We start from the raw sequence: 26,935 nt of genomic DNA, 5'->3' as shown, positions 1-26,935 counted from the left end.
TCGGACGGCAACTTCCAACAAGAAAGGTGATTAGCAATGAAAAACATCGGGTTTATCGGACTGGGCACCATGGGCGCCCCGATGGCATCCAATCTGCTAAAGCAGGGATTCGGAGTCACAGTTTATAATCGCACCGCTTCGCGCTGCGAGCCACTGGAAGAGCAAGGCGCACGTATAGCTTCAACTCCTCGTGAAGCAGCTGAAGGTCAGCACTTGGTCATTACCATGGTCAGCGATGATCACTCCATTCGTGACATCTATTACGGTAAAGATGGCGTGTTTGCCGGTCTTACGGCTGGTATGACTGTAATGGACAACAGCACGATTTCACCTGAGCTGGTCAAACAACTAGCCGCCGAAGCGGACAAGCAGGGCTGTTCCTTCATTGATGCTCCCGTAACAGGCAGTAAGCCTGCCGCTGTAGACGGCACACTCGTGTTCATGGTTGGTGGTAATGCAGAAGCCATTGCGGCACAATCAGATGTTTTTGATACCCTGGGCAAAAAGGTACTTCATATGGGACCTAATGGAAGCGGGGCCGTAGCCAAGCTCGCTCATAATACGATGGTCGGTATTCATAACCTCGCTCTGGCTGAAGGCTTTGCTATCGCGGCTAAATCCGGCATCCCGGCAGACAGCTTCCTTGAATTGGTACAACTCGGATCGGCAGGCAGCAAGGCCGCTGACCTGAAAGGGCGCAAAATCATTGAACATGATTTTAGCAACCAGTTCTCACTTGCCTTGATGCTTAAGGACTTGAAGCTTGCTTCCTCACTAACCGACAGCCTGTCCATCCCCGCACCTATGTTATCCATTGCCAAAAGCCTGTTTCAAGCCGGGCAAACGCAAGGCTACGGCGACGAGGACCTATCCGCTGTCGTGAAGACATACGAAGCATGGATTGGCCGCACTATTGGTGGTCAACCTCTCGAATAGGCTGTACCTTTCTTTGCAACCATACGGCTGTGCTTGTGTACATATGGCATAGCTTTAGGGTAAGCACACTTGGCCTGAAGGCTGAGTGTGCTTACCCGTTTTAGCTTACTATTCGGGATAAGAACAGCAATAATCAGTTACACTTCGTACTTCCAGCTTGAACGAGGACTTTGCAGGTACGTGAAAGGTTGCTGTCCCTTGTATTTCCAGCCATTCCTCAGTACCTGGAAGCAACACTCTCAGATCCCCTGCCAAAATCTCCATAATCTCACGGGAATCCGTCCCGAACTCGTACGTTCCTGGCAGCATAATCCCCAGTGTAACCTTACTACCGTCACCCAGGATGACTGTACGGCTTGTAACCTGACCATCGTAATAAACGTTTGCTTTTTTAACTACGCTTACTCCATCAAACTGTGTCATTCGTTATCCCCTCATCTGCTCTCAATGGTTGAATGAATATTGGTGCATCATAACATAGATTTGATTCCAGCTTCAGTATGAAAATACACACTGTATCACGTATGCAATACACTGGAAGAATTCCAAAGTGATCTTTTCGCAAAACATCAACTGTATGAAACAAACAGCCGTAAGCCTTACTCAGGTTACGACTGTCTGTTTTAGATGCTCCAGTGTTTTATTTCAACAAAGCTTTCACACGGCTAACAACATTCTCTACTGTAAAGCCGTATTCCTTAATCACGCGGTCGCCAGGTGCGGATGCGCCGAATGTACTGATACCGAGAATGTCGCCTTGGTCGCCAACATATTTTTCCCAGCCCAGTGGATATGCCATTTCTACAGCCAAACGAGCTTTCACTTCTGGCAGCAGAACAGAATCTTTGTATGCTTTGTCTTGTTTTTCGAACAGATCCCAGCTTGGGAAGCTGATAACACGTACTTGAATACCTTGTTCTGCCAGTGCTTCCTGAGCTTTAACAGCCAATTGCACTTCGGAGCCTGTAGCTAGAATTTGAGCAACTGGTTTGCCATCTGTTGCATCTGCAACCACATAAGCACCGCGTTTGATACCTTCGCGTGCATGCTCAGCAGTAGCAGCCAGGATTGGCAGGTTTTGACGAGTTAATACCAGAGCAACCGGGTTTTTCTTGTTTTCCAGCGTGTAAGCCCAAGCAGCAGAAGTTTCATTACCGTCCGCTGGACGAATTACTGTCAAGTTCGGGATAATACGTAGGGAAGCCAATTGTTCGATCGGCTCATGAGTTGGACCATCTTCACCTACAGCAATACTGTCGTGAGTCAGAACGTAGGTTACAGGCAATCCCATCAGAGCTGCCAGACGAACAGCTGGACGCAGATAGTCTGTAAATACGAAGAATGTACCGCCGAATACTTTTACACCTTGGTGCAACGCCATACCGTTCATCGCAGCAGCCATACCAAATTCGCGGATACCGAAATAGATGTTACGGCCGGCGTAGTCTTCTGGCGTAAAGTTCGTCAGGTTGTTCAAATGTGTCATCGTGGAGCTCTCCAGATCGGCAGATCCGCCTGTCAGGAAAGGTACGTTTGGAGCTAATCCGTTCAGAGCATTACCAGAAGCTACACGAGTCGAAACGGCTTTGTCTTCAGTCGTGTACTTCGGAAGGTCACGATCCCATCCTTCTGGGAGATCGCCGTTTACAGCTGTTTCGAACTGAGCTGCCAAATCAGGGTGAGCTGCTTTGTATTTAGCGAACTGTTCATCCCATGCTTTGTTCGCTGCGATACCGCGCTCTTTTACTTTAGCAAAATGCTCGCGAACCTCTTGTGGTACGTGGAAGTCCTCTTCGTATACCCATTTGTAGAATTCTTTAGTCAGCTTGGCTTCTTCTGATCCCAGCGGGGAACCATGAGTACCGCCGTGTCCGCCTTTACCTTGTTTGTTCGGGCTTCCGTAGCCGATGACTGTTTTCACTTCAATCAGCGTAGGACGTGTCGAGTCGCCTTGCGCTTCTTCAATGGCTTTTTGAATGGCTGGAAGGTCGTTACCATCTTCTACGCGCAGTACTTGCCAGTTGTAAGCTTCAAAGCGTTTGGCAACACTCTCGGAAGAGGACAGATTAAGCTTGCCGTCCAGTGTAATATCATTGGAATCAAACAATACAATCAGCTTGCCCAGTTGTAAGCGACCAGCCAGCGAGGCAGCCTCGTGGGAAATACCCTCCATCAGATCGCCATCGCCGCAGATTGCATACGTGAAGTGATCTACAACTTTAAATTCGTCCTTATTATATGTTGCGCCCAGTTGAGCTTCAGCCATTGCCATACCTACGGACATTGCGAGACCTTGTCCCAGAGGACCGGTTGTAGCATCTACACCAGCAGTGTGGCCAAACTCAGGGTGGCCCGGTGTAAGGCTGCCCCATTGACGGAATTGTTTCAGTTCTTCCATAGGAAGATCATAGCCGCTCAGGTGCAGAAGGCTGTATAGCAACATGGAACCGTGTCCTGCAGACAATACAAAACGGTCACGGTTAACCCATGTAGGTTGATCAGGATTATGATTCATCGTTTTAGCAAAAAGTTGGTATCCCATTGGCGCGGAGCCCATCGGCATACCAGGATGTCCCGAGTTTGCTTTCTCGATGGCGTCAATTGCCAACGTACGAATAGTTGTGATGGACAAATTGTCGATCGTGGAGTTTTCATCCTTTTGAATCGCTTGGTTCTGGTCAGTCATGGTTAGCCTCCTCATATTGTAAAAAGTATGTCAATTGCATTCGGTCATACTCTTCAACATCACCGTCTGATACAAAAACGATGTCTGTTGAAGTGAGTGAATCTGCTTGAATGTTTCAATATGACTTATACATTCTAAAATATTGTACCATTTGCCGTGAAAGTTTGCCAGATCGTTTATAAAGATGATTGTGGGAAATGTAGTACCGTGTCCTCATATAAATATACCCGTAATGTATTAACCTCATTTAAAAAAATATAAAATCACAAAAATATTATGTACTGACCGGCTATAAGGCTAATAATTCACATGAGGATTTTGCAAAATCCTTATATAAAAAAACAAAGCCCGTTATGCGACGAGCTTTGTTTAACAAAAATATAGATTCACAAATTTTTTCTAAAATTTTAAGATTAGTTAAAAACGACTGTTTTGTTCTCATGAACCAGAATACGATCCTCTGCATGCCACTTCACGGCTCTTGCCAAAACGACCCGCTCTATGGTGCGACCGATCCGTTTTAGCTCATTTACATCATCTCCGTGGCTTACACGCTGCACGTCCTGCTCAATGATCGGGCCGCCGTCCAATTCTTCAGTTACATAATGTGCAGTAGCACCAATAATTTTCACACCGCGATTATAGGCTTGGGCATATGGCTTCCCACCCACGAATGCAGGCAGAAAGGAATGATGGATATTGATAATTCGGTTGCGATAATGCTCAATAAACTTGGGAGATATAATCTGCATGTAACGGGCCAAAATGATAACGTCAATGTCTTCGCCAATAACCTCTAGTTGGCGACGCTCCGCCTCCGGCTTGGTATCGGCGGTTACCGGAATATGGTGATATGGGATACCAAACGATTCCACATACTCCTTCATATCCGGATGATTACTAACCACCAATGAAATATCCGCGTCCAGATCTCCTGCCTGCCATTGCCACAGCAGTTCTACCAAACAGTGATCTTCTTTGGAAACGAAAATAGCCAGTTTTTTCTTGCGGCTAACCGCAGAAATCGTCCACTCCATACGGAATTGCTCAGCAACAGCGGCAAAATCCTGCTCCAACTGTGGCTGGGTTGCACTCAAATTCGGCAGATCAAATTCAATCCGCATAAAAAACATACCGCCCGACGGGTCCATTGTATATTGGTCAGATTGAACGATATTGGCCCCATGCTCGTACAAAAAACGGGACACGGCCGCTACAATACCTGGTCCATCTGGACAAGATACAAGCATACGCGCGCGGTTTTCATGGGCTGATAGAGTGCTATTTGGCTGATGTTTTACGTGAATTTCCATGTGGCTATTAATCCCCCTTAGCTTATACCGTCACTGGCAAATGACTGCCGGCAAACCAGGCAATCAACCGTTGATTAATGTGTTCTTCGCTCAAATCTGGAAATAGTGCTGCTTCCGTTATCATGTCATACAGACGCTCCAACGGCTCACGTGGATCGGCTTTTCTTGCTTTGGCATCATTTTTCAGCAGAGCCCAGGTGTCCAGCACAAATTTACGGACATCCACATCCTGTTTTTTGAAAAACGAATGCAATTGCTCTACCTGACCCAAAAACTCATCCCCAAAGCGCTCCTTTACATTTCCGCGAAGCAGGGCAATTTCAACCTCATACATCGGACGCTGAGTTTTGGCTTCCTTCCCAATCCATGGCGTCTCCAAAATAAACGGACGTCCTTGAAGTGCTTCATGATGCACCACATTATGAATAGTCTGATAGCCAATCCAGCCTGATCCGATCGGAGTATGGCGGTCTTTATGAGCACCAACTGGATTTTTACTATCATTGATGTGAACAACTGCAATGCGATTCAAGCCGACAATACGGTCGAACTGCTCCAATACACCGTCCAGATCATTTACGATATCATAACCCGCATCGTGAATGTGACAGGTGTCCATACAAACCGTAAGACGCTCGTTACGCTCTACTTTATCTATAATGGAGGCAATCTCCTCAAAGCTACGCCCCATTTCCGTTCCTTTGCCTGCCATCGTTTCAAGCGCGATGTTAACATCTGTCTCCTTCACGCCGTTCAGTACCTCGTTCAAACCATCGGCAATACGCCCGATCCCATATTCCGCATCCTTATCGGTAAAAGCGCCCGGATGCAGCACAATATTTTTTACACCTATCGCGTGTGTGCGCCGAATTTCCTCCTGAAGAAAGCTGACCGCAAGCTCATAGGTGTTTTCTTTGTAAGAGCCAAGGTTGATGATATACGGGGCATGCACCACGATATCTTCCATTCCCTTCTCAGCCATTAACTGCTTGCCTTCCTCCAAATACATGGACTCCATCGGCTTACGACGCGTGTTTTGCGGTGCTCCCGTGTATATCATAAAGGAGCTGGACCCGTAAGTAGACGCTTCTTTTGTAGCGCTGAGCAGACCCTTGTCCGAGAAGGACACATGAGAACCAATTTTCAGCATGACCCTGATTCATCCCCTTATCCTGTTATGCTTGTCTTATTTTAATTTAATCATTTTAACGTGATTATTGAAATCAAACAACATAGCTTTTATGGCAACTTTCTTAAATCAGGATTTTGCAAAATTCGATTCCAGTCGCTCCAAAGTGCAATATACAGACGAACCAGACCATTTCGATCTATATATTCTTCATTGAAAGTCGCTTATTGGGCTTTTGCAAAATCCTCAAATAACTCTATTAAGGGAACACGTAGTAGTAAAGTACACATCAGAATATATGTTAGTCAAACAGGGGTAAATAAAATCATGGATTGACACTTAACCGTATAAAGGACATTCATATGAAGTTTTTTTCTCTCGAAAAGGGTTATATTCTATAACAGATGTATTTTTTGTGAATTGGAAGGAGAGCTGGCTCCATGAACATCATCGTATGTGGAGGAACTGGATTGGTGGGGAGTGCACTGGTCAAAAGCCTGCTAGACGACGGATACACCGTGAAAGTCGTTACCCGCAAGCCACTGGTAGGACACGAAGCGAGCCCCCGCTTGCAATATATGAGCTGGAACGAATTAAAACAAAAGCCTGAAGTATTGGAAGGCACAGATGCGGTCGTTAATTTAGCAGGCGAAACGCTGAATCAGCGCTGGACGGATAAGTCCAAACAAAGAATTCTTCAATCTCGACTGCTATCTGTTGCCCGGTTGGCTCAAGCATTGAATGCTCTACAAAAAAAACCGAAAGTAATCATTCAGGCTTCTGCTGTTGCCGCCTATGGTACATCCCTGACCGAAACATTCGATGAAACGAGCCCGCGCTGTTCGGGAGATTTTCTGTCTCAGGTAGCTGAGCAATGGGAAGAAGCAGCCAATGCCTACCCTTCTGAAGCCCGTTTAATTAAGTTACGCATTAGCCTTGTGCTGGACAGAAAAAAAGGGGCATTCCCACTCATGAAGATGCCTTATAGCTTCGGATTCGGCGGCAAAATAGGTAGCGGCCATCAATGGATGAGCTGGATTCATATTGAAGATATCGTTCGTCTGATCACGTACTGCATCCATACGACGGAAATCGTCGGGGCAGTGAATGCTTCATCACCACACCCCTTGACGAACGACCAGTTTGGGAGGACAGTAGCTACGGTATATCACCGTCCGCACTGGTTTCCCGTCCCCAGCATTCTCGTTTCAAAGCTAGTTGGTGAGATGAGCACGCTGGTATTGGATGGTCAGAAGGTAATACCGCGCAAAGCACTGGAGCACGGATTTAAGTTTCACTATCCTTCACTTAAGGACGCTCTTAAAGAACTCCATTCTTCCCAAAAACAGCATTGAATTGAAAAAGAGGAACTCTTGGCTGGTAGGTAGTGTCACTACCAGCTTAGGGTTCCTCTTTTTAGTCAGATACAATCTCTCAAGCAGACTGCAAGTTATTAAGATGCCCCATTTTATTCCCATGAATAGTCCACTATTCATAAAGAAAGAAGCTCTGAATATAACAGGCATCTTCTTGACATATATCCATATAACCTTCATTTATGATGCATTGGAGGATTTAAAAGAGTCCAACCGGTAAGTATAAGAAACTCCAGCGATTTTAAAAGTATCTCCATCCTTCATTGTGTACTCCTTATAAGGCACCATAGGCTCTCCATTCAGAACAGTTCCATTCGTCGAGGATAAATCCTTAACAATGTGGCTATGTTCTCCTGTAACTATGCAAAGCTCAATATGAGAACGGGAAGCTCCATCCGTATGCTCTACAAACTGAACCAGTTGCGGATCTCTCCCGATGATAAAACTGCCTGCAACGAATTGGTCTGGCTGCAACCGGATGCGCTCTGTCCCTTCACTACCTGGTGGCTTGCGATCCAGGCAAGCCATCGGTGATTGCTGCACTGGTGAAATCTGCATCTCTTGATCTGCACGAAGCAGCATCGTTTCCTGCTTAGATGCAGCATTTAGAAGCTCCGTTACCCCGGAGAGAGACTTATAATAAGCCTCGCTGGTATCACTGGCTTCCAATTCATTTCCCCGTTCCGCACCTTTCCACGATGGCTCGTGTAAGTCACAATTTGCTGAAGTTTTCTTACTATCTTCCGTAACTCGATTTCCCACGCTCTTAGATTCTGAGTTTGGAAAAGTCCATCTCCAGTTCTCCTGCCCTTGATCACTCGAATCGGAAGATTGCTTGTCTTGATGATGACGTCCCGCTACAAATCCGGTCAGCTTATCTACCTGATAACGATCATTTTTGCGCTGTGCTGGGGAAGAAGTAGTCCCTAACCATTCCGAATCCAATACAGGTACTGAATCGCTGTACATACGAGATGAAGTTCGATTGCGCTCCCATTTCCCCGTCCAGCTTATATAAGCAACAGCGGCAAGTACCAAGGTCAGCACCACGGAAATAATCAACGGTACCGTCTCTGGATGGTCCAGATAAATATAACGCCACACGATGGCCGAAGCGAGCAGACATCCGAGAGCAATGTAGGTTTTATATTTTTGCAATCCAGACTCCACATCTTCTACTTCGTTTTCTGTTACATGCTCGGAATTCTCCTCTGGTTTCACGGACGGTTTGAGCCGATTGATCCGTTTAAGCTCCTGAATCTCCTGTAGAGTTTCCCGATGCTCTCGCGCGTATGTTCCGCCACGATCCGTATAGTTCCCCTGTGAGGTATGAGCAGATAGGATAGGATCGGCTGATGAAAAGGCTCGCTCTTCCATACTTTCTGCCTGCACGCTAGCACTCTCTGTACCAGCCTTCATTCCTTGCAACAGCAGTTCCTTTAGCAAACCCAATTCAAATTCATTTCTATCACACAGATCGAGTATGCGTTGTATATTTTCTCCCTGAAAGTGGGCCACACGAGTCATTAAACGAATAACCATCTGCTTAAATTGACTGCCTGTTTGCCTTGCATACTGTACACTGCGTAAAGGAACATAGGTTAAACTGGCGGTTTCCCTTGTACCTGAACCACTTAGAAAAATATAATCCTCGTGCAAAATAAACTGGCGAATATCTAACATATATTGCGGGCTGCGATGGAGGGCATCTGCCACTTCAAAAAGAATCCGGTAGAAATCAGAAGTCGACACGCCCCCACCTTTCCATAACTGGGAAAGCATGCGTTGCCCCGAAATGTCGTAATGTAACTCAATCTGAAAATCGACTTCCTTTATTCTAAGTTCCAGCAGACCGGGAATCCGATTACCAGTCATCATTCCAGTTTGTACGGAATTTAAATCATCGGTTTTGAGCCCGTCTTCCTTGTTTAGAATCATAAATGTCCCGCCGTTCCGGGCAAAATCCCTGCTTAAACCAAACAATTCATGACCTCCTTAACAATTTCCTATCTCCGTGAGGTAGCATGATCTCCCCCAGCGGACATGTCATGGCAAGAAGTAAAGATAAGCACTGATCGCTCCCGGGATGACTGCCGTCATAAAAGGAAACCTGAGGTGTGCTTCATTTCCACTGGTCAGTGCTTTTCCGCTGCGAAATAGAAAAAATCCTCCTAAATTAAAAGCTACGCGCCGCAGTCTCATGATGGTTTCCCTCTTCCATAGCAAAATCCCTATGCCAATAATACCTGCAAAAAAAATCGAATATAAAGCTGACTGCCATGCAAAAGCGGCACCTGTCCATGCTCCAATCAAGCCGAACAGCTTCACATCTCCTGCACCAACAGCTCCCATCCAGTACAAAATCAGCATGAACCCAAATCCGGTACCCAGTCCAGCAACAGCAAATAAAAAACCGTGCCATCCCCCAAATAGAGTATTGAATACCAAGCCTACCACTATGCCGGGCAATGTAAGCTTATTAGGGATTTTCATGCTACGTAAATCCGTAACTAACGCGATCGCGAGCAGAACTCCGCATACAATATACATCCACGTCAATGCGATCTTCCCCCTTTATAAAATAGAACTAGCAGACTGCCAAATCATTTTCCATCGTAGCTATCCCTACAAGTCTATATCCATCCTATCCATCAGCTGGCTTTTCCACGGTAAACGGAACTTCTATACGTTGACCATCCTCTGTTTCAATTACAAAGCTCCATTGACCAGGTGTTGTGTTCGTTCCCACAAACCAGTTCCATTCTATAATCCCGTCCGCGTTGGCAGAGATCCAGCCCAAGTGCTGAGCTGTGCTTTCACCCGACTTATAAAGCACAGAAAGGTTAGCAGTCGTCCCAGGCTCAACCTTGGCCTTGATTAAATTGTACACACCCTTCACAGCAGGTTCAGGCTTAACGAGCAACTGTATGGAATGCTCCGCATCCTTGTCCCCCGTCGCATTTCCTGTACCTGCTCCTTCCCCTGTGTCGCCAATCCAAAGACGTTCCTCAGCTGCCGCCTGAAGCACAATGCTGCGATACAGAAAAGGAACCTTCATCGGCAGTTCATACGACAGTTCTACTCTAAAATAAGGGTCCTTAGTTCCTGAAAGAGCAGGTACATGTACGCTCGTTATATGAATACGGTCATATTCCAGAATGCTTTCCTCCATAAAAGGCTTTAGCATCGGCTTCAAAACAGGATCGAGTGCAGCTTCCGTAAATCGCCCCCGCAGTTCCTCCATCGGCTTTTGACCGCCCTGAACAGCGCTTTCTACCCAATCACCAATTGGAGGTGGCAACTGGGCAGCGAATTGGCTTGCATATTCACTCACAGATAACTTGGGCAGTTCATCCAGCGGTTCACGCGCTGCATCTATTTTTGCGGACGCCGCCTCCACAGCTAGAGAAACTGGGTAGATTTTAGCCGAAACCTGCTTAACCGCTTCTGAAGCGGTGGTCTGCAACGCTGTAGATACCAGTGTCATCTGAACCATATAAATGAGAAAAATAATAAAAAACAGAAACATTGGCAACACCAATGACGCTTCTAAAACAATACTTCCTTGTTCACATTGCTTTTGCCCACAAACTTTCCGTAAACACCGATTAATAGGAAAAATGCGCTGTTTTCGTGACATAGTACACACTTCCCTTAATACTCTCGCCTTCTTTTGAGGCGGTCCCGAGCATCTTCATTACCCCAGGTAGAAACCACAGCCTCATCCCATTCTTGACCTCACCCGTTGCATACGTTTGCCGCTCAGCAGGATTGACATCTGTATTCAGACGGATCAGAGCCAGCATACGGGACATTTTTCGTTCATTATTGCTATGGATCATCAGGAACAATCGCAAATGATCCTTGTATGTCATTCGAAATTTCAGAAAATCAGACAATGGCACGTCCCCCTTTTGTGCCAGCATAATCATGTCTTCTATCGCTTTTTCTACTCCATATAACAAAGCTGCCGCCAAAACGACCAACGGATTACCTTTTGAGCTGTTCTTAACCAATCCCTCCATTGTTCGAATGGCAAGTCTCATAGCAAAAATTTCCCCATAGGCGGATGCCAGATTACCCGTCGGATTATGGAACCCATACAGGATATACTCAACTTCCTGATTATTTACCTCTAGCTGATCTCCCAAAATCTGTGCAGCATTTCCCACATTTCCACCCGATCCGGCCAAACTGCCAAAACGGCTGAAATCCACATGATGGAAGTAAGAAAGTGCGTATTCATTCTGGTAAAACTCGTCTCCCAGTTGAGTCAGTAAATTGGATGCCGATCCGTATAGACCATCCATACTATCCATAGAAGCTCCCGCTGCATCATAGGTGTCATAGGGCAAATCGGAGGAAACAGATGGACTGGATGTAGACTGGTTAAACGAAATACTTTCATTGTAATACCGCTCCAGATTTTGGAATTGTTCTGCACTTTGTTTACCCTTGGAAAGAACCTCAATAATCCGATAGGCTTGTTTGAGCTTGTTTTTCGCCTCTTTTTCCATTTTTTTGCGTTCTTTGTCCGGGCCGCGTCGCGTATCCATCGTCCTGGCTTCACCGTCGAGTACATTGGCGGGTCCCGCCCAAGCATACGCATTTAAGTATTTATCTATCTCCTTGAGCGTAGAAGCGACTTCTTGCTTGAGCATGTCTGCATTCAAAAATGGATCTGTATAAAAGGATAACGTACGCATCATACTCGTTATTCTATTGTTAGCAGTATTTATAGAAGTCCGTTGCTTTTCAATTTCTGCTTCCCATTGCTCAAATTCCTTGTCTGGAATCAATAAATCCTCTGCTTTTTGCCGTGCGCTTCCTACCGACGGATCTGCGTTGGAGCCTGCTCCGCTTGGAGTAGGGGCTGCTGAAACTTCATCGTAGCCTGCATTGGCCGCCCTCTGCTTATATTGGGCAATGACTTTGCGCATCTCTTCATTAATCTGCCGTGCTTCATTTAACGGTTCCTTGGCTTCCAGAAGCAGCTTATCATGTTCTTCCCCAGCTTGAACCATGATCTGACGCAGGCGATCAAGCGCTGCCCTCGCTCTACGTGCATATTTTTCCATCTGCATGATTTTAACGTCGTCCACACTCTTCTTATTGTCTTCATATACATGTACGTAATGCTTATATTGAGCGGCAATATCGGCTACAACCTCAAGCGGGTCCCATATATACTGATTGGGCATATAGGTGCCCCTCTGTTTAATAATCCGCTTACGAACCTCTTCCATATAAGCCCCTGCCTTACGCTGCTTCTCCAGCATGTCATCCAGTTTGGTCTCTCGTCTGTCGTACAGCTTTTGCAGCCGTTTCAGCAAATCTACCGTATGAGAAGCCTCTTTCATATTTTGAGAGAGCGGCTTTAGCTTTTCGAGCACTTCAAACGTAAAATCGACAGGTGCTTTATACTTCATCTCTTCACGGATCTGCTCGTTAAATATGGCATACTTACCAAGCTCCCTTTCCATTTGCAGAGAACTAGAATCCAGCTTCATATTCATAAGCGGTAGCGTTTCTGCGCGTGCCGTACGCCGCTCGCTGTCATTCAGCACTTTGACCATAATTTGTTCTCCGCCGCCTTCGCCATAAGCAAACAAACCGTACTCCTGTTGTAATGTCGGATCATAAGCAGACATCACTGAACGAACCGCCGCATGGGTCAGTCGTTCAGTCTGCACATGCAGTGCAGCAATTCTCGCGTAATCAATAAATACAGCAATAAAACCGAACATGACCGCCAAAATCAGAATTAAAAAGACCGTGACAGCACCTGATTCCCCGTCCTTTGTATTGTGTCCCTTACCAAACACCCGCTTCCTCCTTTCCAGTTACATTCCCGTTACTTACTTCTCACTGACCGTTTTGACCATATTGCATCAATACTTTCCCTACAACTGCCGAATCTACCTTTTCACCTGTTCCTCTGCCCATAAACTTCGCACCATAATAACGGACCAACTCCACCGTACGAATCCATTCCACAGGTTCGACCACGCCAGAGCTCATTTTCCCTTGCAAATCTGTCTGATCTAAAAACTGATTCAGCAAAGGTACCTTCACGATCTTATTTAACTTTGTGGTCACCTTACGGTGAATCATACTGTTCTCATATGTCATCTGCCCCTGCATGCCCGCAGGCATTTTATTTTCTGCATTGGACAGCTTTTGAGCAGGTAACGAGCCTCCCCCATTGCCGCCCGGCACCTGTACATTTTCCTGATTGTTGGCTCCGGTCCAGCCAAACAGGGCTCCCAGCATAACATCATCCTTCAAGCGCCAATAGAGAGAATCCCGTTGCCCTTGCGCAAATGCTCCTGTACGTGGGTCCTTGAAGCTGTTATCCCAGCTGTAAGCGGCTCTTTCTGAAGCAGTAGAAGCGACTTGCACCAATATAGATTTTTGATATATATATAGGCAAAAAAATAACATCACAAAAATGACCAGCAGTAGAATGGGAAAGACGAGGGAAGCTTCCAAGGAGAAGCTCCCGTCCTCTTTTTGTGCCAATTTGTGCAGCATTATGAATCCATAAAATCGTTACTTTTTTTATCCGCCTTTTTCAAAAGCCCTTCTACAATTTTCTTGATCTGATCCTTGAAAATAATTGCCACCGCAATCAGAATGGCAATGATCAGGATCATTTCTAACGTACCCAGACCATCCTCATCCTTGTACAATTTACGAATACTGCCTGTTACTAATGTCATCATCGTTGTATTCCTCCTACATATTCATCATCATTAAAGCCGGAGCGCCCACCAGCACAATTACCGTTAGCAAAATCAGCGCCATCGGGAATACCAGCTTAGATGAAGCCTGCTCCCCTCTTGTGCGGCTAATTGAAGTCCGCTTGCCCCATAACGTCTGGGACAACTCACGTAAAGCCATCACGAAATCGCTCCCGCCGCGCCTCATATTCAACAAAACTGTCGTCGTAAATACTGTCATTTCCTGAATACCACAACGTTTGCTCAGGTGCTCAAATGCCTGTTGAAAGGAAAAGCCGCTGTCCCATTCTGCCACCGTCTGCCTCAGTTCTCGATACAACGGATGTTCCGTATCCGCCCCTTTACGTTCCACGCAATGTAGCAATGCCCGTTGTACCGTCTCACCTGCACCTACTAAAAGCATCATTTTACTCAACAGTTCAGGCAGTTCCATTAAAATTTGCTGATCCCGCTTCTGTACTTTCCCGTGCAAATCCTTGATCAGCGCGATGGGTACCAGAAGACCAAGTCCCAATCCGAGCACCAGCCCGGTCGCATCCCCACCCAGCAAAAGCGATATTATAGCTCCACCAGCAGCCATCATATATCCGTAACCCAACATTTCTGCCAGAAAAAGCATCGTTTTTTCTCCGCTGTTACGCATACCATACAGCTTTTGCACCGAACGCTGGAGCTTGAACATTAGCAAAGGCAGCCTATGAGTAGCACGTGAAGCATGAATCATGTGTACAAATGGGACTGAAAGTCTTTGCAGCCGCAGTCCCTCCAACTTCATATGGCGAAAATGCGCATACTTAGCACCGTGCATCTGGTTCAGCACCACCCAACCTCCCACTTGCAGAACCAGCATGACCAGACAAATCAACATCACCACACCCATCTCTCCTTACACTTCAATCTTCATAATGTGGTTGATCCACACGAGACACCCACCAAGCACCAATAAACAAAAGGTTGATAAAATCATACCTGTACCGCTGTATAAGGGCATCATGTAATCACCCGCTGTCATGGTCATAAACAATACAAACAAAAAAGGCGCCGCAAACATAACCCTCGATTCAAAACGTTTCTGCGCAATCATTACACCGATCTCCTGCTGAATTTCCAGCTTCTCACCAATGACACTTGAAGCTCGTCTTACGACTTCTACCAGATCACCTCCGGTTCGTTTGCAAGCCGCAAATACATCCGCAAAATTAGTAATATCCTCCATCTGCGCCCGACGGGCCAAATCCTGCAAAGCGGTTTCTACAGGCTGTCCGATTTCGAGACAGGCGGTAATAATGTTAAATTCAAAAATCAGGTCGTGATCTCCATCTGGACTAAGCAATCTCAAATCCTCTACAGCCTCACGAAAACCATTCTCCACCGACCTTCCCGCTGAAAGAGAAGATGAGAGCGAATATAAAGCCTGTTTGAATTGGATGCTTAGGGCAGACCTGCGTCTTTGCAGCAAAAATTGCCTAAAATAACGAGGCATCACCCCAGCCCCGGCAGCGCACAGCAACGATAATATCCATTGGTGATAAAATAGATAACCGATCATCGCGAACAACACGCCACTAAAGAATATGCACAGACTTTTTTGTACTGTCGATAATGTATACACCGTATAATCTGGCAGAGAAGGGGCCTCACGTGATACTTGCTTGGCCGCCGTTTTTCCTGACTTCACGCTGATACGCCTCCCCTGTGCCAGTTTTCGGGATTGATCCCGGCCATTTGCAGCTTCAACGTATGTTGCAGACCCTCGCCACAACGTTCCAGACCTCCTACGATTCGCCCCTTGCTTTCTCCTCGCTCCTGAAAACGATAAAGGGGGTTAAGCGTCACCTCACCCTTTTCAAAACCAATCACTTCGCTAATTTCCAGCACTCGTCTGGATTTGTCGCGCATCCGTGACAGATGAACAAATATATCAATGGCCGAGCTGATCTGCTGTCGTACTACTCCAAGCGGAAGCTCTGCCCCTCCCAGCACCATCGTTTCCAGCCGGCTGACCATATCGCGGATATTATTTGCGTGGCCAGTTGACAGCGATCCATCGTGTCCTGTGTTCATCGCTTGCAGCATATCCAATGCCTCACTCCCCCGGACCTCACCCACCACAATGCGGTTGGGCCGCATACGCAGGGAGGAACGAATCAGATCACGAATTGTGATTTCTCCCTTCCCCTCGGTGTTCGCGTTCCGTGTTTCCATGGAGACCAGATTAGGGACCGTCACAATTTGCAGCTCTGCTGAATCTTCAATGGTAATAATCCGTTCAGACGGCGGGATAAATTGGGATAATGCATTCAGAAAAGTTGTTTTACCAGAACCCGTTCCTCCGCTTATAAAAATGTTGTACTTGCTACGTACCAAGTCCTTGAGCATAGCAGCGGCTTCTGCATCCAGCGCACCCATTCGTATCAAGTCATCCATCGTCATAGGACGCTCGGGAAACTTCCGTATGGTCATCGTCGGACCCTTGAGAGCAACTGGAGGCAGCACAATATTTACGCGTGACCCATCCTTTAATCGGGCATCCACAATGGGGGAAGCCTCATTCACAATTCGATTCACTCCGGCTACAATCGTCTGGATTAAATCCTCCAGTCGCTCGCGGGACTCAAATTGATCGGGTATCTGCATCACCTCACCAGCCCGCTCCACAAAGATTTCCCGGTGACTGTTGATCATAATTTCCGTAACGGTCGGGTCGTCAATCAATGGCTGGAGTACATCCAGCCCACGGAAAGAGTTAAAAATCTTGCGGACAAGTGCGTGCTTCTCCCGGGAAGTTAAGCCCACCAGCTCTACATCGTGTAAAATTCGATTTTCAATATGCCGTACCAGATCTGCATCCTTTACCGAAGACGTTACGTCCAGCCCGTTTCGGATATCTCCTCGCAATGCCTTAAATCGTTCCTCATTCATGTTCATCAGCCCCTTTTAAGACCAAACGGTGGCCGGATGTGTTACACTGTCCACATTCAGCAGCTCGCGGCATAGATGACGAATTTCCCGCTGATAAATCGGTGAACTTAGCAGCAGCTCACGGTGCTGCATCTGTTTCCATGAAGGTATATAGGGTAACGCTCCGTTTAGCTCCATGAAGTCACGAGGTAACGAGTTGATCATAGTTCCCATATAGCGGTTCACCACAAAGCTGGTTTTGCATATCATGTCTTCAAGTCCTTCAGGCCGCGTGGTTTCTAAAACATCCAGCCATAATCCGCACTTGTGCATGCTCATTAAATCGTCTGCCAGCAGCCAAATCAGCTTATGACTAGCTTCAAGCACGGCTTGAGCCCGATCACCTTTTTCAGAATCGCCATCTACGATCACCACATCATACTGTCCACTTTCGGCAACTGTTCGAATCAGCTCTTTCGCTTCATCACAAGTCATGTCCGTCAGCTCCTTGCGATTATAGACAGGCTGAAAAGTATCCGCCTGAATTTCAGGGCGACGAACACAATAGGAAGCCATGGATAACGGAGTCTCCTCACTCCCTTCTGCCTTGAGATCATAGAGCAGCCTGGACAGCCCTTCTCCTTCTGCTCCGCTAGCACTGCCTGAACCAGTGAACAATGAGCTTGAATCCACCGTCTCCAGATTCAGATAGAATACCGAATATCCCTCATTCCCCAGCTGTTTGGACATATTGAGTGCGGCCGTTGTCTTGCCCAGTCCTCCGGAAGCTGCTACCATGCCGATAATCATCCCACCTTCCCGGCTGTTTACACTTTTCCGACCGTTTGACTTCTGTCTCGCCGTTTCCAAAATAAAACCAACCAGCTCAGATAAAGGCTGATATTTTAATAAAGGCTGTCCATATTCGCTCACTTGTTCTCCCTCATGCAATACCAAACAAGGAATATCAGCAGCTTCCCTGTCTATCCATAGATTCAAAAAGGCAGTTTCACCAACCACCACATCCGGTCTTTTCATTCCGCTGGTTTCCATCATGTATTGATGAAATGCCTCCGGTTGCGAAAAAGCCGTTATTCTCAGCCTTCTAGCGTACTCGCTTCCGTGAACATAATTCAGCAGCGGCTCAATATAATCCCGACCTTCTACGGCTAATACCACTTTCACTGGAATCATAATGCTCATCCCTTTCCCTAACACAACAACGCAAAAAAGCACCGTTCATCCATCCGTAAGTACATACGGTTGGTGAACGGTGCTTCCGTCACGTGCAATCTATTTATTGGTAGAATAGCATAGCGCTTATATTAGAGCAAGTATTTTTTGTGCAAGTATCTTCCAAAATCCTCGTACTAGGAGAAGGCGGGCAGTCTAGCCCCGCCTCCTACCATCTTCATCTTAGTAGAATTTGTGGTGACGACGATGACAGTCATGATGGCGATGATGACGTTTCCGGCAATGACATTTCTTATCAAAATCTTCATGTTTCCAGTGATCACGTTTAAATTTAGGTTTAAACTTAATGACAGTCACCTTAATGATCTTCTTAAAGACACGTTTTTTTGGCTTTGGAAAATGACAATCATGCTTACGATGTTTATACATTCAAATTCGCCTCCATTTCTTTGAGATAGAATATACTATGGAAGCAGCGAACCATCGGTAACCAGCATATGACTATTTATGAATTTACTAGGCTAATTAATGATCTACCTCTAGCTTAATATCCGGATCATAATCCGCCACAATTAGAACATCCATATGACGTGCTTGACGAAGAATCCTTGGCACAACCGCAGACTTACCCCAACGGCTACTTCGAGAAGACTGCCCCACGATGAGCTGTGTACCTGAATATCCTTCCACCGGAGTAATCAAAATGTCGGCAATCTCGCGTCGGCTGGAAACAAGCCGCATCTCAAAGGTCCCCCCCAGTCGGTGGGTCAGTAGCTTTAGTTGTTCCAGACGAGGGCTCAGCCTCTCAGGTATACGCTCACCGACATGAGCATAAGTCACAATCCACACAGCCTTCAGACGAAAGGCAATACGAAAACCACGGCGAATCAACCTTTCAGCATTTTCGCTTAACGTCACGCCTACGAAGATCACTTCCTCCCTGCGCCACGGTCCCCGAAGTGATTCGTGTCGATCCCAGGATTCTAGCCGCTCATCTACGTCATCTGCCAATTCCCGCAAAGCAAGTTCACGCAACGCAATCAGATTGCCCAGTTTAAAAAAGTGTCTAAGTGCCTGTTCCACCTTCGCAGGATCGTATATTTTGCCCTCACGCATACGCTGCTGCAACGATTTGGGAGCCACATCAACAAGCTGTACTTCATCGGCCAGACGCAACATATGGTCGGGAACAGTCTCTCTCACTCGTATGCCCGTAATCTGTTCTACCGCATCATTCAAGCTCTCCAGATGCTGTACATTCATTGTGGATATCACAGAAATCCCTTGTTCCAAAATGGTAAGCACATCCTCATAACGCTTAGTTCTCAGACTTCCGGGAACATTGGTATGTGCCAGCTCATCAATAAGCACCACCTCGGGATTACGCCTGAGAATGGCTTCGGTGTCCATTTCTTCCAAATGTGCACCATGACGCTTAATGGACTGACGGGGAATCATCTCCAGAGAGCCTACTTGTGCCAGTGTTTCTGCCCTTCCGTGCGTTTCCAGCAATCCGATAACTACATCGATCCCGCTTTCCAGCAGATCATTTCCCTCTCTCAGCATCGTGTATGTTTTGCCGACCCCCGGAGCAGCGCCAATGTATACCTTGAGCTTGCCCCGCAGGATTTTGGCTGCCTCAGCCTGTGCTTCCTCAACGCTCAAACGATGATACGGATCATTCTCTTCTACCTCCTGTCTCATCGTTGGTAAAATTCGTTCCCCCTCCTGCTCGGCTCGGTCCGCAATCAACAGTAGATCCATATTTTTCATTCGTTTTAAAATCCCGTTCACCAGCGATCCTTTTATCAGCTCCTGCCACGGAGTCTGCCGAGAATGTCCCATAACAATTCGGGTAACATTGTGCGTCACCGCATAATGAATCAGTTGGCGAGGCAACCTTCTGCGGGAAAAAAGCGGGATTTCTTCAAATGTTGATCCGATCTTGTCAGCCAATTGCTCAATTGAGCGCTTAAAGGCTGCTGATTCCTTGGACAGCTTGCGCTTCGAGCTGACAAAGGAGACTACTAGCATATCTCCACCCAACCGCTTGGCGACCTGTTCCCCCCTGCGTACATAAATGGACCCATTCCAATGATATTGGACAGGTACCAAAATACGCTCTGCGGCTCCTGACGCCCCATGCAAGCCTAACTCCTCCCGGTGCCGTTCCAGCGAATCATTCACATCCTCTGCTACCAATCGCAAAGCAAGCTCACGCAATTTACCCAGATTTCCCCGGTGAAACATCTCAGGATTGGGCGTATGCATGTAGCCTTTCGCCAGCCGTTCCAAAATCATCTCCGGGGTGGCATCAATCAGACGAATTTCATCCGCCAGCTCCAGTGTATCAACCGGAACCGTATATTCCGCCTCAAAGCCTGTCAGCTGATATACCCACTCCGTAATTCCTTCGAGTTCATAAACATTGACTGTCGTAATGACGCTAATTCCCTGCTCCAGCAAATAGCGAATATCCTCCAGCCGTGTTGGGAATGGAGCGTCATTCCGGTTATGATGTGCCAAATGATCTACCAGTACCACCTCGGGATTTCGCGCCACCAAAGCTTCCACATTCAGATCCTTTTGCTCCTCACCATCTTTTATCCAATGAATACTAGGCACGCGCTCCAACGTGCCGACCTGTTCCACGGTCACAGGCCGCTGCATGGTTGAGACCGCACAAATCACAACATCAATACCTTCATGCTGCAGCGATTGTCCCTCCTGCAGCATATGATACGTCTTGCCCGAGCCACTGACCGCACCCATGTATATTTTGAGTCTGCCTCGATGCAGCTTGTTAATCGAATCCAGTATTTCCTCTGGTGATTTACGTTTGAAGCTCTCCACTTTCGTTCCTCCCCACAGCGTAGCCGCTCGTTCCGTCCATCTTATATGGTTGTAATGAATGTACTCCCGTGTCCCAATCAATTCAAGATGATCAATCAAGCTTGCCCCAAAAAAAGCCGCACAGGGTAGCATAAGCGCAAAAAAACGTGCATTCAGGTCTCTTATGCCTGAATGCACGCTATTTTGGGTAACTCATATGGGATCACTTCCTATAATCACTTGCTATCTTCGCCAACGATCCCCCGCTGTTGAATTAACTTTTGCCATACCACACCGTGAGACGGGGAAAAGAGAAAAGCCAAAAGCAGCAACACACCCGATACACACAGCATACATGCCGCAATAGAAGCATCCAATACACTTGCTGTGTAAAAGCCTGCGACCGAGCTGATGGCTCCAAGTCCGACACTGTATACAATCATGCGGGACAACTTCTCCGTCAGCAAATAAGCGGTAAGAGGCGGTACAACGAGCATGCCAACCACCAGAATTGCGCCTACGCTCTCAAATGACGCCACCGTCGTTAATGAGACGAGACTCATCAGCAGATAATGAAAAAAAACAACTGGAATGCCTAATGAAGCTGCCAAAGCGGGATCGAAGGAAGTAATTTTAAATTGCTTGAAAAAGCCCCCTATCACGAGCAAATTGATCAAAAACATCGCACCCGTAATCCACACAGCCCTCGGACCGACATCAAAGCCGGCTATCTCTAACGTATTCCATGGCACATAAGCAATTTCCCCATATAAAACGTGATCCATATCCAGATGGGCATTGGAAGCAAACACGCTGATCAGCAAAACACCGATAGCAAACAATGTCGTAAACACCACGCCAATGGCAGCATCACTTTGCAGACCGCTTTGTTGGAACAGCTGAATCAAATACACCGTTAGAAGACCCAGCACTGCCGCACCAAACATCATCCACACCGAATCTCTCGATCCGCTGATGAGAAAGGCAATGACAATCCCCGGTAGTACCGCATGACTGATTGCATCACCGATCATAGCCATTTTTCGGAGCACAAGAAAGCACCCAACGATACTACATCCCCCTGCCACTAACATTCCCGTCAAAATTACATAAAATGAACTCATAGGGCACGCTCCTCCCTTGGCTGTGTCCCGACTGTCAGCTCCAGATTTTTCCTGGCGTTCAACCGAACGATAGCCTTGGAGATCATCCCGCGCTGCGGCGCAAAAATCAAGCTCATTCCAAACATCACAGTCGCACACAACACACATAACGGTCCTGTAGGCAGATTTTGCCCCAGAGAGCTAATGAGCGTCCCACCAAGCCCCGCTATAGCACCAAACAAACCTGATAAACACACCATGACACCCAGCTTCTCTGTCCAGTATCTTGCCGACACTGCCGGGGTAATCAGCAAGGCAGCCATCATTATGACTCCCACGGCCTGAATGCCAGCAACCACCGCAATGACAATCAATAGCATCAACAACTTATCCAGCCAACCTGCCGGAAAACCAAGTCCGCGCGCAAAGCCAGGATCAAAGCTGAGCAACTTAAATTCCTTGAAAAATAATATACATATTCCGATGAGTACCACTGAAATTACCGCCATCGTATAGACATCAGACAATACCATTGCCGCAGCTTGACCAAATAGAAATTTGTCCAATCCGCTTTGGTTTCCTGCGCCACTATGCTGAATTTCGGTCAACAACATAATGCCGAAGCCAAAAAATACCGACAGCACCGCTGTAATCGCCGAATCGCTTTTAATTCGCGAATACCGGGTTAACGCACTGATAGCAAAGGTCGCAACAATCCCTGCAATGGCGGCCCCAATCATAAATCCAAACACAGATTTTGTACCTGTGATCATAAATGCCACACATACTCCTGGCAAAGCCGCATGTGCCAAAGCATCTCCCATGAGCGACTGCTTGCGTAAATACATAAAACTGCCAATCACCCCGCTGCTTAAACCGAGCAAAATGCAGCCCAGCAAAATCCACTGCATGTTTGGATCGGTCAAAAGCGTTGCCAAGCTTGTCATACTGCTCACCTCACTCCAAGTATCGTGCCGGAATCCGGGCCTGTTTTGAGTATACTCAGACGCCCGCCATACGTACGCTGCAGATTTTCCTCGGTAAAAATATCTGTCGTCTCTCCAAACGCCATAAGATGCCCGTTCAACAGTATAACCTGATCAAAATAATCCGTGACTGTAGATAAATCATGATGAACGACAAGCACGGTTTTACCCTGCTGTTTCAAATCGTTGAGCAATGAAATAATGGCTTTTTCCGTTGCAGCGTCCACACCGACGAACGGTTCATCCATAAAATAAAGCTGAGCGTCCTGCGCGAGTGCTCTGGCTAAAAAAACACGTTGTTGCTGGCCGCCAGACAATTGACTAATCTGTCTGTCTGCATATTGGCTCATTCCAACTTTGTCCAAACTCTCCATTGCAGCCTGACGATCTGCTGCTCCCGGACGCTTAAACCAGCCCAATCTGCCATACCGTCCCATCAAAACCACATCCAATGCGTTCGTCGGAAAATCCCAATCCACCGACTCCCGCTGTGGTACATAGCCAACCTTAAGCAGCTGTTGCTTATAGGGCTTGCCGTAAACTAGCACCTCGCCCCTAAGCTTTGGAATCAATCCAAGCGTTGCCTTGATCAGTGTAGATTTCCCAGCCCCGTTCGGGCCGATAATACCAATCAGCTTGCCTTCCGGCACCTCAAAGGAAACATCGAACAAAACGGGCTTTTTTTGATAAGCTACCGATAAATCACGAACGACAAGTGGTGAATGCCCCATGTATCTCTGCCTCCTTATTTAAGAGCTTTAACAATCGTATTGACGTTATGCTTGACCATTCCGATATATGTTCCATTTTCTGTGCCCTCTTCACCCATGGCATCCGAATACAGCTCGCCACCAACCTCAATTGTATGACCTTGCTGAGCGGCCCCCTGAATAACCGCATCTATGGCCTTTCTCGGAACACTAGATTCTACGAATATGGCCTTGATTTTATGCTCCACCAAATAATCTCGCAGCTTGGTCACATCTTGAGAACCCGCTTCTGACTCTGTGCTCATACCTTGAAGTCCTCTCACTTGAATGTGGTAGGCATCTCCGAAATAGCCGAAAGCATCATGTGCCGTGACAAGCACGCGCTGGGCTTCCGGTATACTGGCAATCTGCTCTCTCGTGTAATCATCCAGCTCTCGTAGCTCAGTAAGATAGGCTTCTGCGTTGGCCTTATATTCCTCCGCATGTACAGCGTCTAGCGCCGACAATTCATCTCTGACGGTTTCTACCGCAGACATCCAATTCTGTACGTTAAACCAGATATGTGGATCATGCTCAGATCCCATTTCCGGGCTACCTGCACGCAACTGATCCTGTGTGATGTTCTTGGACACGGGTATGACGGGTTTTTGCTTGCTGATTTTCTCCAGAATGTCCTGCATTTTACCTTCCAGATGCAACCCGTTATAAAAAATAACATCGGCCTGATCCAGCTTGCGCATATCTCCCTGTGAAGCCTTGTACAAATGCGGGTCAACGCCTGACTTCATAATTCCCGTGACCTCCACATGATTACCGCCGACCTTGCCGACAATGTCAGAGATCATACCGATGGTAGCCGTTGCCTTTATTTTTTGTCCCGAATCTCTCGCAGTTCCCTGCTCCTTCTTCTTAGCATCGGTACATGCAGTTGCTAGAACCAGAGCTAGTGACAATACTCCAACCGTCGTTACCCATCGCGGCAAAGCCTTCCTAAACTGCTTGTTCATGTTTTAAAATCCTCCTTTGAATTTCGTTTTGGGACAAACTATTTCCTTGATTCAATTATTTTTTATCAATACTATATTTTAGAGTATACACTAAAGTTTTTACCTAGGGAAACATTTTGTGAAATATAATTCTTCTTATGTATTTCGTTATACCGTTCGATTTTCGTTCTCCCAATGTGTAATATATAGAAGATATCCAATCGTTAAACCAAAGAATACATATAAAGAGGTGTAGGTCATGAAGCCAATAGGGTACAGCCCATATCGGAACAAACGTCGGCAAGTTCGGATACGAAAAATACTGCTCATTTTTATGCTGGTATGCTGTCTGCTTACCCTAACTTCCTGTGCTCGAGGTGACATCCATGTAGATGTTCATCTCGATCAAAGTGTAGATATGGATGCGACGTTCAGCGTAAACAACCAGACACTGATGATGTTGGACAATCCCGGGGTGCTAGATCAATTAGTCAAGCGTATTCAAAGCAACAATGTAGATGTACAGCCGCTAGCTGAACAGGGAAGAAAGGGATATCAAATTAAGGGGCATTATCAAGGAGATTGGAGTACAAACAAAAAAAATCCCAGTCAGGGATTACATCTACCTGAGGGATTAGAAATAAAGCGCGCTGTGAGCCAACATTTTTTCACAACGAATATTGATCTTACCATGAAGCTCGATCTACCACGGATGCTTCCTGAAGAAGCTCAAGGACTGAGTGACAAATTTAAGCAAATGAATGTGTTTGCGCGCAAATTACTGGAGCGGCAGCTGGATCTTAACTTCAGCCTATCCTTGCCCATCCAACCTGCTACCCATAATGCGGACCGTGTGTCGGAAGACGGAAAAACACTGTACTGGAACATTGCTCCATTGGAACCTAACGAGCTAAAATTGTCTGTTAACGTGCCCAATGTACGACATATCATGTATGTAGCTGTTACGAGCCTGATATTGATCGTGATCGCTGTGATCTTACTAATTCGTAGACATCGCTCCAAAAAAGAAACTTAAAAAAGAAACTAAAAAAATCGTTGTCTAATTTCTGGTGGGGGGATCAGACATTGATCCTCTTCATCCTTACCGAACCAACGATATCGGTTACGCGCCACCCAGTTATAGACGGCGTTGCGCACAAATCGGGGAACCAGGATGAATATATAGACTAGCGGGTATGGAAAACGAAGACGTTTGGCAATTCGCAAAGCCGCAGTGGACCTCGTATAATACGTACCGTCTTCAATCAGCACGAACGTATCCAGCTGATCCGCAGATAGTCCTCCTGCACGTAATAGTTCTTGTCCTGCCTCGGATTGCAGGGAACCAAAATGAAATGTGCCCTTAGGATCACGCTTGATAATAAAGCGGACTGCTCCCTGACAAAAGTGGCATACCCCATCCACCAACACAATGGAGTGATCTGAATGAGCATGATCAGACTGGTTCATATAGCATTTCACCTCCAGGAAATCAACGGCATGAATACCATCAACGCAACCATATGAATATAAACAAAAAAACGCCGAAAGTATCCGACGCTTGTTTAGAAATGTATAGTCTTTACCTGTTTGAAAAACTAGCTCAATGCTTTCTCAAACAGCTGTTTCGTATTAATTTGCTCTAAAAACTCCTCATGGAACTTATCCATACACTTGCAGATAAAATCCTTATGGCATACCGGGCAAGGCGTCGTTAGCAGTCGACTAATATTCGTCAAGGTCCACTCCGGATGACGTTGAGAAAAAACGCGGCACTCCGTTCCATCGGCCAAACTCATTTTAAACTCATAAAGCCCTTCTTTTTCGTTGCTGCCAGCCAGCGTGAAATTAACAATATTCGGTCTGTAAGACATCATATCACCCGTATTTTTCAAATTTGTTTCGTACCTGATGACCAGAATCACCTAAGCCATCTTAATGAATTTTGGCGATGATGTCAAATGGTCGTGAATCTCAGCGAATCAAGATCTATGTGCAAAAGCCCCCGATAAATCGGCGGCCAGAGTGTAGAAGTTATAG

At 46.5% G+C, this 26,935-nt stretch carries 24 protein-coding genes; 3 read left to right on the top strand and 21 right to left on the bottom strand.

Annotation, left to right across the window (positions count from 1 at the left end):
• The first annotated feature begins 36 nt into the window (after positions 1–36).
• Positions 37–936 (top strand): NAD(P)-dependent oxidoreductase, encoded by a 900-nt coding sequence (locus tag MKY35_RS06710; protein WP_342445943.1) that lies wholly within the window; start codon positions 37–39, stop codon positions 934–936.
• A gap of 108 nt (positions 937–1,044) precedes the next feature.
• Here the strand turns inward: MKY35_RS06710 and MKY35_RS06705 are convergent, their stop codons facing one another.
• The 4 genes from MKY35_RS06705 to MKY35_RS06690 all read right to left on the bottom strand — a co-directional run bounded on the left by MKY35_RS06705 (position 1,045) and on the right by MKY35_RS06690 (position 6,085).
• Entirely contained in the window at positions 1,045–1,359 is a 315-nt protein-coding gene (locus tag MKY35_RS06705) for a pyrimidine/purine nucleoside phosphorylase (protein ID WP_013309288.1), read from the bottom strand.
• A gap of 217 nt (positions 1,360–1,576) precedes the next feature.
• Positions 1,577–3,622, bottom strand: coding sequence for a transketolase (gene tkt, locus MKY35_RS06700; protein WP_342445942.1), 2,046 nt, complete (start codon positions 3,620–3,622; stop codon positions 1,577–1,579).
• 413 nt (positions 3,623–4,035) lie between these two features.
• Positions 4,036–4,935 carry a formyltetrahydrofolate deformylase gene (gene purU, locus MKY35_RS06695; RefSeq protein ID WP_023987631.1) on the bottom strand — a complete coding sequence of 300 codons (900 nt, stop codon included), beginning with the start codon at positions 4,933–4,935 and terminating at the stop codon, positions 4,036–4,038.
• A 22-nt stretch (positions 4,936–4,957) separates the two neighbouring features.
• Positions 4,958–6,085: a deoxyribonuclease IV gene (locus tag MKY35_RS06690; protein WP_029516373.1), complete on the bottom strand. Its 1,128-nt coding sequence runs from the start codon at positions 6,083–6,085 to the stop codon at positions 4,958–4,960.
• A gap of 419 nt (positions 6,086–6,504) precedes the next feature.
• Here MKY35_RS06690 and MKY35_RS06685 point away from each other — a divergent pair, with 419 nt between their 5' ends.
• Complete coding sequence (locus MKY35_RS06685; RefSeq protein WP_342445941.1) at positions 6,505–7,419, top strand: TIGR01777 family oxidoreductase; 915 nt, start codon at positions 6,505–6,507, stop codon at positions 7,417–7,419.
• Between the two features lie 201 nt (positions 7,420–7,620).
• Here the strand turns inward: MKY35_RS06685 and MKY35_RS06680 are convergent, their stop codons facing one another.
• The 15 genes from MKY35_RS06680 to MKY35_RS06610 all read right to left on the bottom strand — a co-directional run bounded on the left by MKY35_RS06680 (position 7,621) and on the right by MKY35_RS06610 (position 24,916).
• The gene (locus MKY35_RS06680) at positions 7,621–9,423 is read right to left on the bottom strand and encodes a DUF6382 domain-containing protein (protein WP_342445940.1); all 1,803 of its coding nucleotides are present in this window, start codon (positions 9,421–9,423) and stop codon (positions 7,621–7,623) included.
• Positions 9,424–9,486: 63 nt separating this feature from the next.
• Positions 9,487–9,999 (bottom strand): A24 family peptidase, encoded by a 513-nt coding sequence (locus tag MKY35_RS06675; RefSeq protein ID WP_025722689.1) that lies wholly within the window; start codon positions 9,997–9,999, stop codon positions 9,487–9,489.
• Between the two features lie 85 nt (positions 10,000–10,084).
• On the bottom strand, positions 10,085–11,080 hold the full coding sequence (locus MKY35_RS06670) for a TadE family protein (RefSeq protein WP_342445939.1): 996 nt from the start codon (positions 11,078–11,080) through the stop codon (positions 10,085–10,087).
• Entirely contained in the window at positions 11,049–13,265 is a 2,217-nt protein-coding gene (locus MKY35_RS06665) for a hypothetical protein (protein ID WP_342445938.1), read from the bottom strand. The genes MKY35_RS06670 and MKY35_RS06665 overlap by 32 nt, the downstream gene beginning before the upstream one ends.
• A 40-nt stretch (positions 13,266–13,305) precedes the next feature.
• Positions 13,306–13,974: a TadE family protein gene (locus tag MKY35_RS06660; protein ID WP_342445937.1), complete on the bottom strand. Its 669-nt coding sequence runs from the start codon at positions 13,972–13,974 to the stop codon at positions 13,306–13,308.
• The gene (locus MKY35_RS06655) at positions 13,974–14,165 is read right to left on the bottom strand and encodes a Flp1 family type IVb pilin (protein ID WP_013309278.1); all 192 of its coding nucleotides are present in this window, start codon (positions 14,163–14,165) and stop codon (positions 13,974–13,976) included. The genes MKY35_RS06660 and MKY35_RS06655 overlap by 1 nt, the downstream gene beginning before the upstream one ends.
• A gap of 13 nt (positions 14,166–14,178) precedes the next feature.
• Positions 14,179–15,063 (bottom strand): type II secretion system F family protein, encoded by an 885-nt coding sequence (locus MKY35_RS06650; RefSeq protein WP_342445936.1) that lies wholly within the window; start codon positions 15,061–15,063, stop codon positions 14,179–14,181.
• A gap of 6 nt (positions 15,064–15,069) precedes the next feature.
• A complete protein-coding gene (locus MKY35_RS06645) occupies positions 15,070–15,861 on the bottom strand; it encodes a type II secretion system F family protein (RefSeq protein WP_318626876.1) in 792 nt (263 codons plus the stop codon).
• Positions 15,858–17,105, bottom strand: coding sequence for a CpaF family protein (locus MKY35_RS06640; protein WP_342445935.1), 1,248 nt, complete (start codon positions 17,103–17,105; stop codon positions 15,858–15,860). The genes MKY35_RS06645 and MKY35_RS06640 overlap by 4 nt, the downstream gene beginning before the upstream one ends.
• A gap of 15 nt (positions 17,106–17,120) precedes the next feature.
• Positions 17,121–18,278, bottom strand: a complete 1,158-nt coding sequence (locus MKY35_RS06635) for a ParA family protein (RefSeq protein WP_342445934.1) — start codon at positions 18,276–18,278, stop codon at positions 17,121–17,123.
• Between the two features lie 525 nt (positions 18,279–18,803).
• Complete coding sequence (locus tag MKY35_RS06630; protein WP_342446617.1) at positions 18,804–21,131, bottom strand: histidine kinase; 2,328 nt, start codon at positions 21,129–21,131, stop codon at positions 18,804–18,806.
• Positions 21,132–21,346: 215 nt separating this feature from the next.
• Positions 21,347–22,234, bottom strand: coding sequence for a metal ABC transporter permease (locus tag MKY35_RS06625; protein ID WP_069012197.1), 888 nt, complete (start codon positions 22,232–22,234; stop codon positions 21,347–21,349).
• Entirely contained in the window at positions 22,231–23,160 is a 930-nt protein-coding gene (locus tag MKY35_RS06620; RefSeq protein ID WP_342445933.1) for a metal ABC transporter permease, read from the bottom strand. The genes MKY35_RS06625 and MKY35_RS06620 overlap by 4 nt, the downstream gene beginning before the upstream one ends.
• A 5-nt stretch (positions 23,161–23,165) precedes the next feature.
• Positions 23,166–23,930: a metal ABC transporter ATP-binding protein gene (locus tag MKY35_RS06615; RefSeq protein WP_342445932.1), complete on the bottom strand. Its 765-nt coding sequence runs from the start codon at positions 23,928–23,930 to the stop codon at positions 23,166–23,168.
• A 14-nt stretch (positions 23,931–23,944) separates the two neighbouring features.
• The gene (locus tag MKY35_RS06610; RefSeq protein ID WP_342445931.1) at positions 23,945–24,916 is read right to left on the bottom strand and encodes a zinc ABC transporter substrate-binding protein; all 972 of its coding nucleotides are present in this window, start codon (positions 24,914–24,916) and stop codon (positions 23,945–23,947) included.
• Positions 24,917–25,154: 238 nt separating this feature from the next.
• Between MKY35_RS06610 and MKY35_RS06605 the strand changes: the two genes are divergently transcribed.
• A complete protein-coding gene (locus MKY35_RS06605; RefSeq protein ID WP_039269646.1) occupies positions 25,155–25,931 on the top strand; it encodes a DUF3153 domain-containing protein in 777 nt (258 codons plus the stop codon).
• An 8-nt stretch (positions 25,932–25,939) separates the two neighbouring features.
• On the opposite strand, the gene MKY35_RS06600 is transcribed toward MKY35_RS06605, so the two are convergent.
• Both MKY35_RS06600 and MKY35_RS06595 read right to left on the bottom strand, forming a co-directional pair.
• Positions 25,940–26,365: a thiol-disulfide oxidoreductase DCC family protein gene (locus tag MKY35_RS06600; RefSeq protein WP_039269644.1), complete on the bottom strand. Its 426-nt coding sequence runs from the start codon at positions 26,363–26,365 to the stop codon at positions 25,940–25,942.
• A 128-nt stretch (positions 26,366–26,493) separates the two neighbouring features.
• Positions 26,494–26,820, bottom strand: coding sequence for a hypothetical protein (locus MKY35_RS06595; RefSeq protein ID WP_013309265.1), 327 nt, complete (start codon positions 26,818–26,820; stop codon positions 26,494–26,496).
• Positions 26,821–26,935: the final 115 nt, after the last annotated feature.

This window comes from Paenibacillus sp. FSL L8-0638, from assembly GCF_038593075.1.
GTDB classification, from domain to species: domain Bacteria; phylum Bacillota; class Bacilli; order Paenibacillales; family Paenibacillaceae; genus Paenibacillus; species Paenibacillus polymyxa_D.
Note: the sequence above shows the minus strand (reverse complement) of the source record. Positions and strands in the feature narration are given on the sequence as shown.

Excerpts from the sequence above, each read along its gene's own strand:
- MKY35_RS06710 (WP_342445943.1), top strand. The coding sequence starts at position 37 with ATGAAAAACATCGGGTTTATCGGACTGGGCACCATGGGCGCCCCGATG.
- MKY35_RS06705 (WP_013309288.1), bottom strand. The coding sequence starts at position 1,359 with ATGACACAGTTTGATGGAGTAAGCGTAGTTAAAAAAGCAAACGTTTAT.
- tkt (WP_342445942.1), bottom strand. The coding sequence starts at position 3,622 with ATGACTGACCAGAACCAAGCGATTCAAAAGGATGAAAACTCCACGATC.
- purU (WP_023987631.1), bottom strand. The coding sequence starts at position 4,935 with ATGGAAATTCACGTAAAACATCAGCCAAATAGCACTCTATCAGCCCAT.
- MKY35_RS06690 (WP_029516373.1), bottom strand. The coding sequence starts at position 6,085 with ATGCTGAAAATTGGTTCTCATGTGTCCTTCTCGGACAAGGGTCTGCTC.
- MKY35_RS06685 (WP_342445941.1), top strand. The coding sequence starts at position 6,505 with ATGAACATCATCGTATGTGGAGGAACTGGATTGGTGGGGAGTGCACTG.
- MKY35_RS06670 (WP_342445939.1), bottom strand. The coding sequence starts at position 11,080 with ATGTCACGAAAACAGCGCATTTTTCCTATTAATCGGTGTTTACGGAAA.
- MKY35_RS06660 (WP_342445937.1), bottom strand. The coding sequence starts at position 13,974 with ATGCTGCACAAATTGGCACAAAAAGAGGACGGGAGCTTCTCCTTGGAA.
- MKY35_RS06655 (WP_013309278.1), bottom strand. The coding sequence starts at position 14,165 with ATGATGACATTAGTAACAGGCAGTATTCGTAAATTGTACAAGGATGAG.
- MKY35_RS06650 (WP_342445936.1), bottom strand. The coding sequence starts at position 15,063 with ATGGGTGTGGTGATGTTGATTTGTCTGGTCATGCTGGTTCTGCAAGTG.
- MKY35_RS06640 (WP_342445935.1), bottom strand. The coding sequence starts at position 17,105 with ATGAATGAGGAACGATTTAAGGCATTGCGAGGAGATATCCGAAACGGG.
- MKY35_RS06635 (WP_342445934.1), bottom strand. The coding sequence starts at position 18,278 with ATGATTCCAGTGAAAGTGGTATTAGCCGTAGAAGGTCGGGATTATATT.
- MKY35_RS06625 (WP_069012197.1), bottom strand. The coding sequence starts at position 22,234 with ATGAGTTCATTTTATGTAATTTTGACGGGAATGTTAGTGGCAGGGGGA.
- MKY35_RS06620 (WP_342445933.1), bottom strand. The coding sequence starts at position 23,160 with ATGACAAGCTTGGCAACGCTTTTGACCGATCCAAACATGCAGTGGATT.
- MKY35_RS06615 (WP_342445932.1), bottom strand. The coding sequence starts at position 23,930 with ATGGGGCATTCACCACTTGTCGTTCGTGATTTATCGGTAGCTTATCAA.
- MKY35_RS06610 (WP_342445931.1), bottom strand. The coding sequence starts at position 24,916 with ATGAACAAGCAGTTTAGGAAGGCTTTGCCGCGATGGGTAACGACGGTT.
- MKY35_RS06605 (WP_039269646.1), top strand. The coding sequence starts at position 25,155 with ATGAAGCCAATAGGGTACAGCCCATATCGGAACAAACGTCGGCAAGTT.
- MKY35_RS06600 (WP_039269644.1), bottom strand. The coding sequence starts at position 26,365 with ATGAACCAGTCTGATCATGCTCATTCAGATCACTCCATTGTGTTGGTG.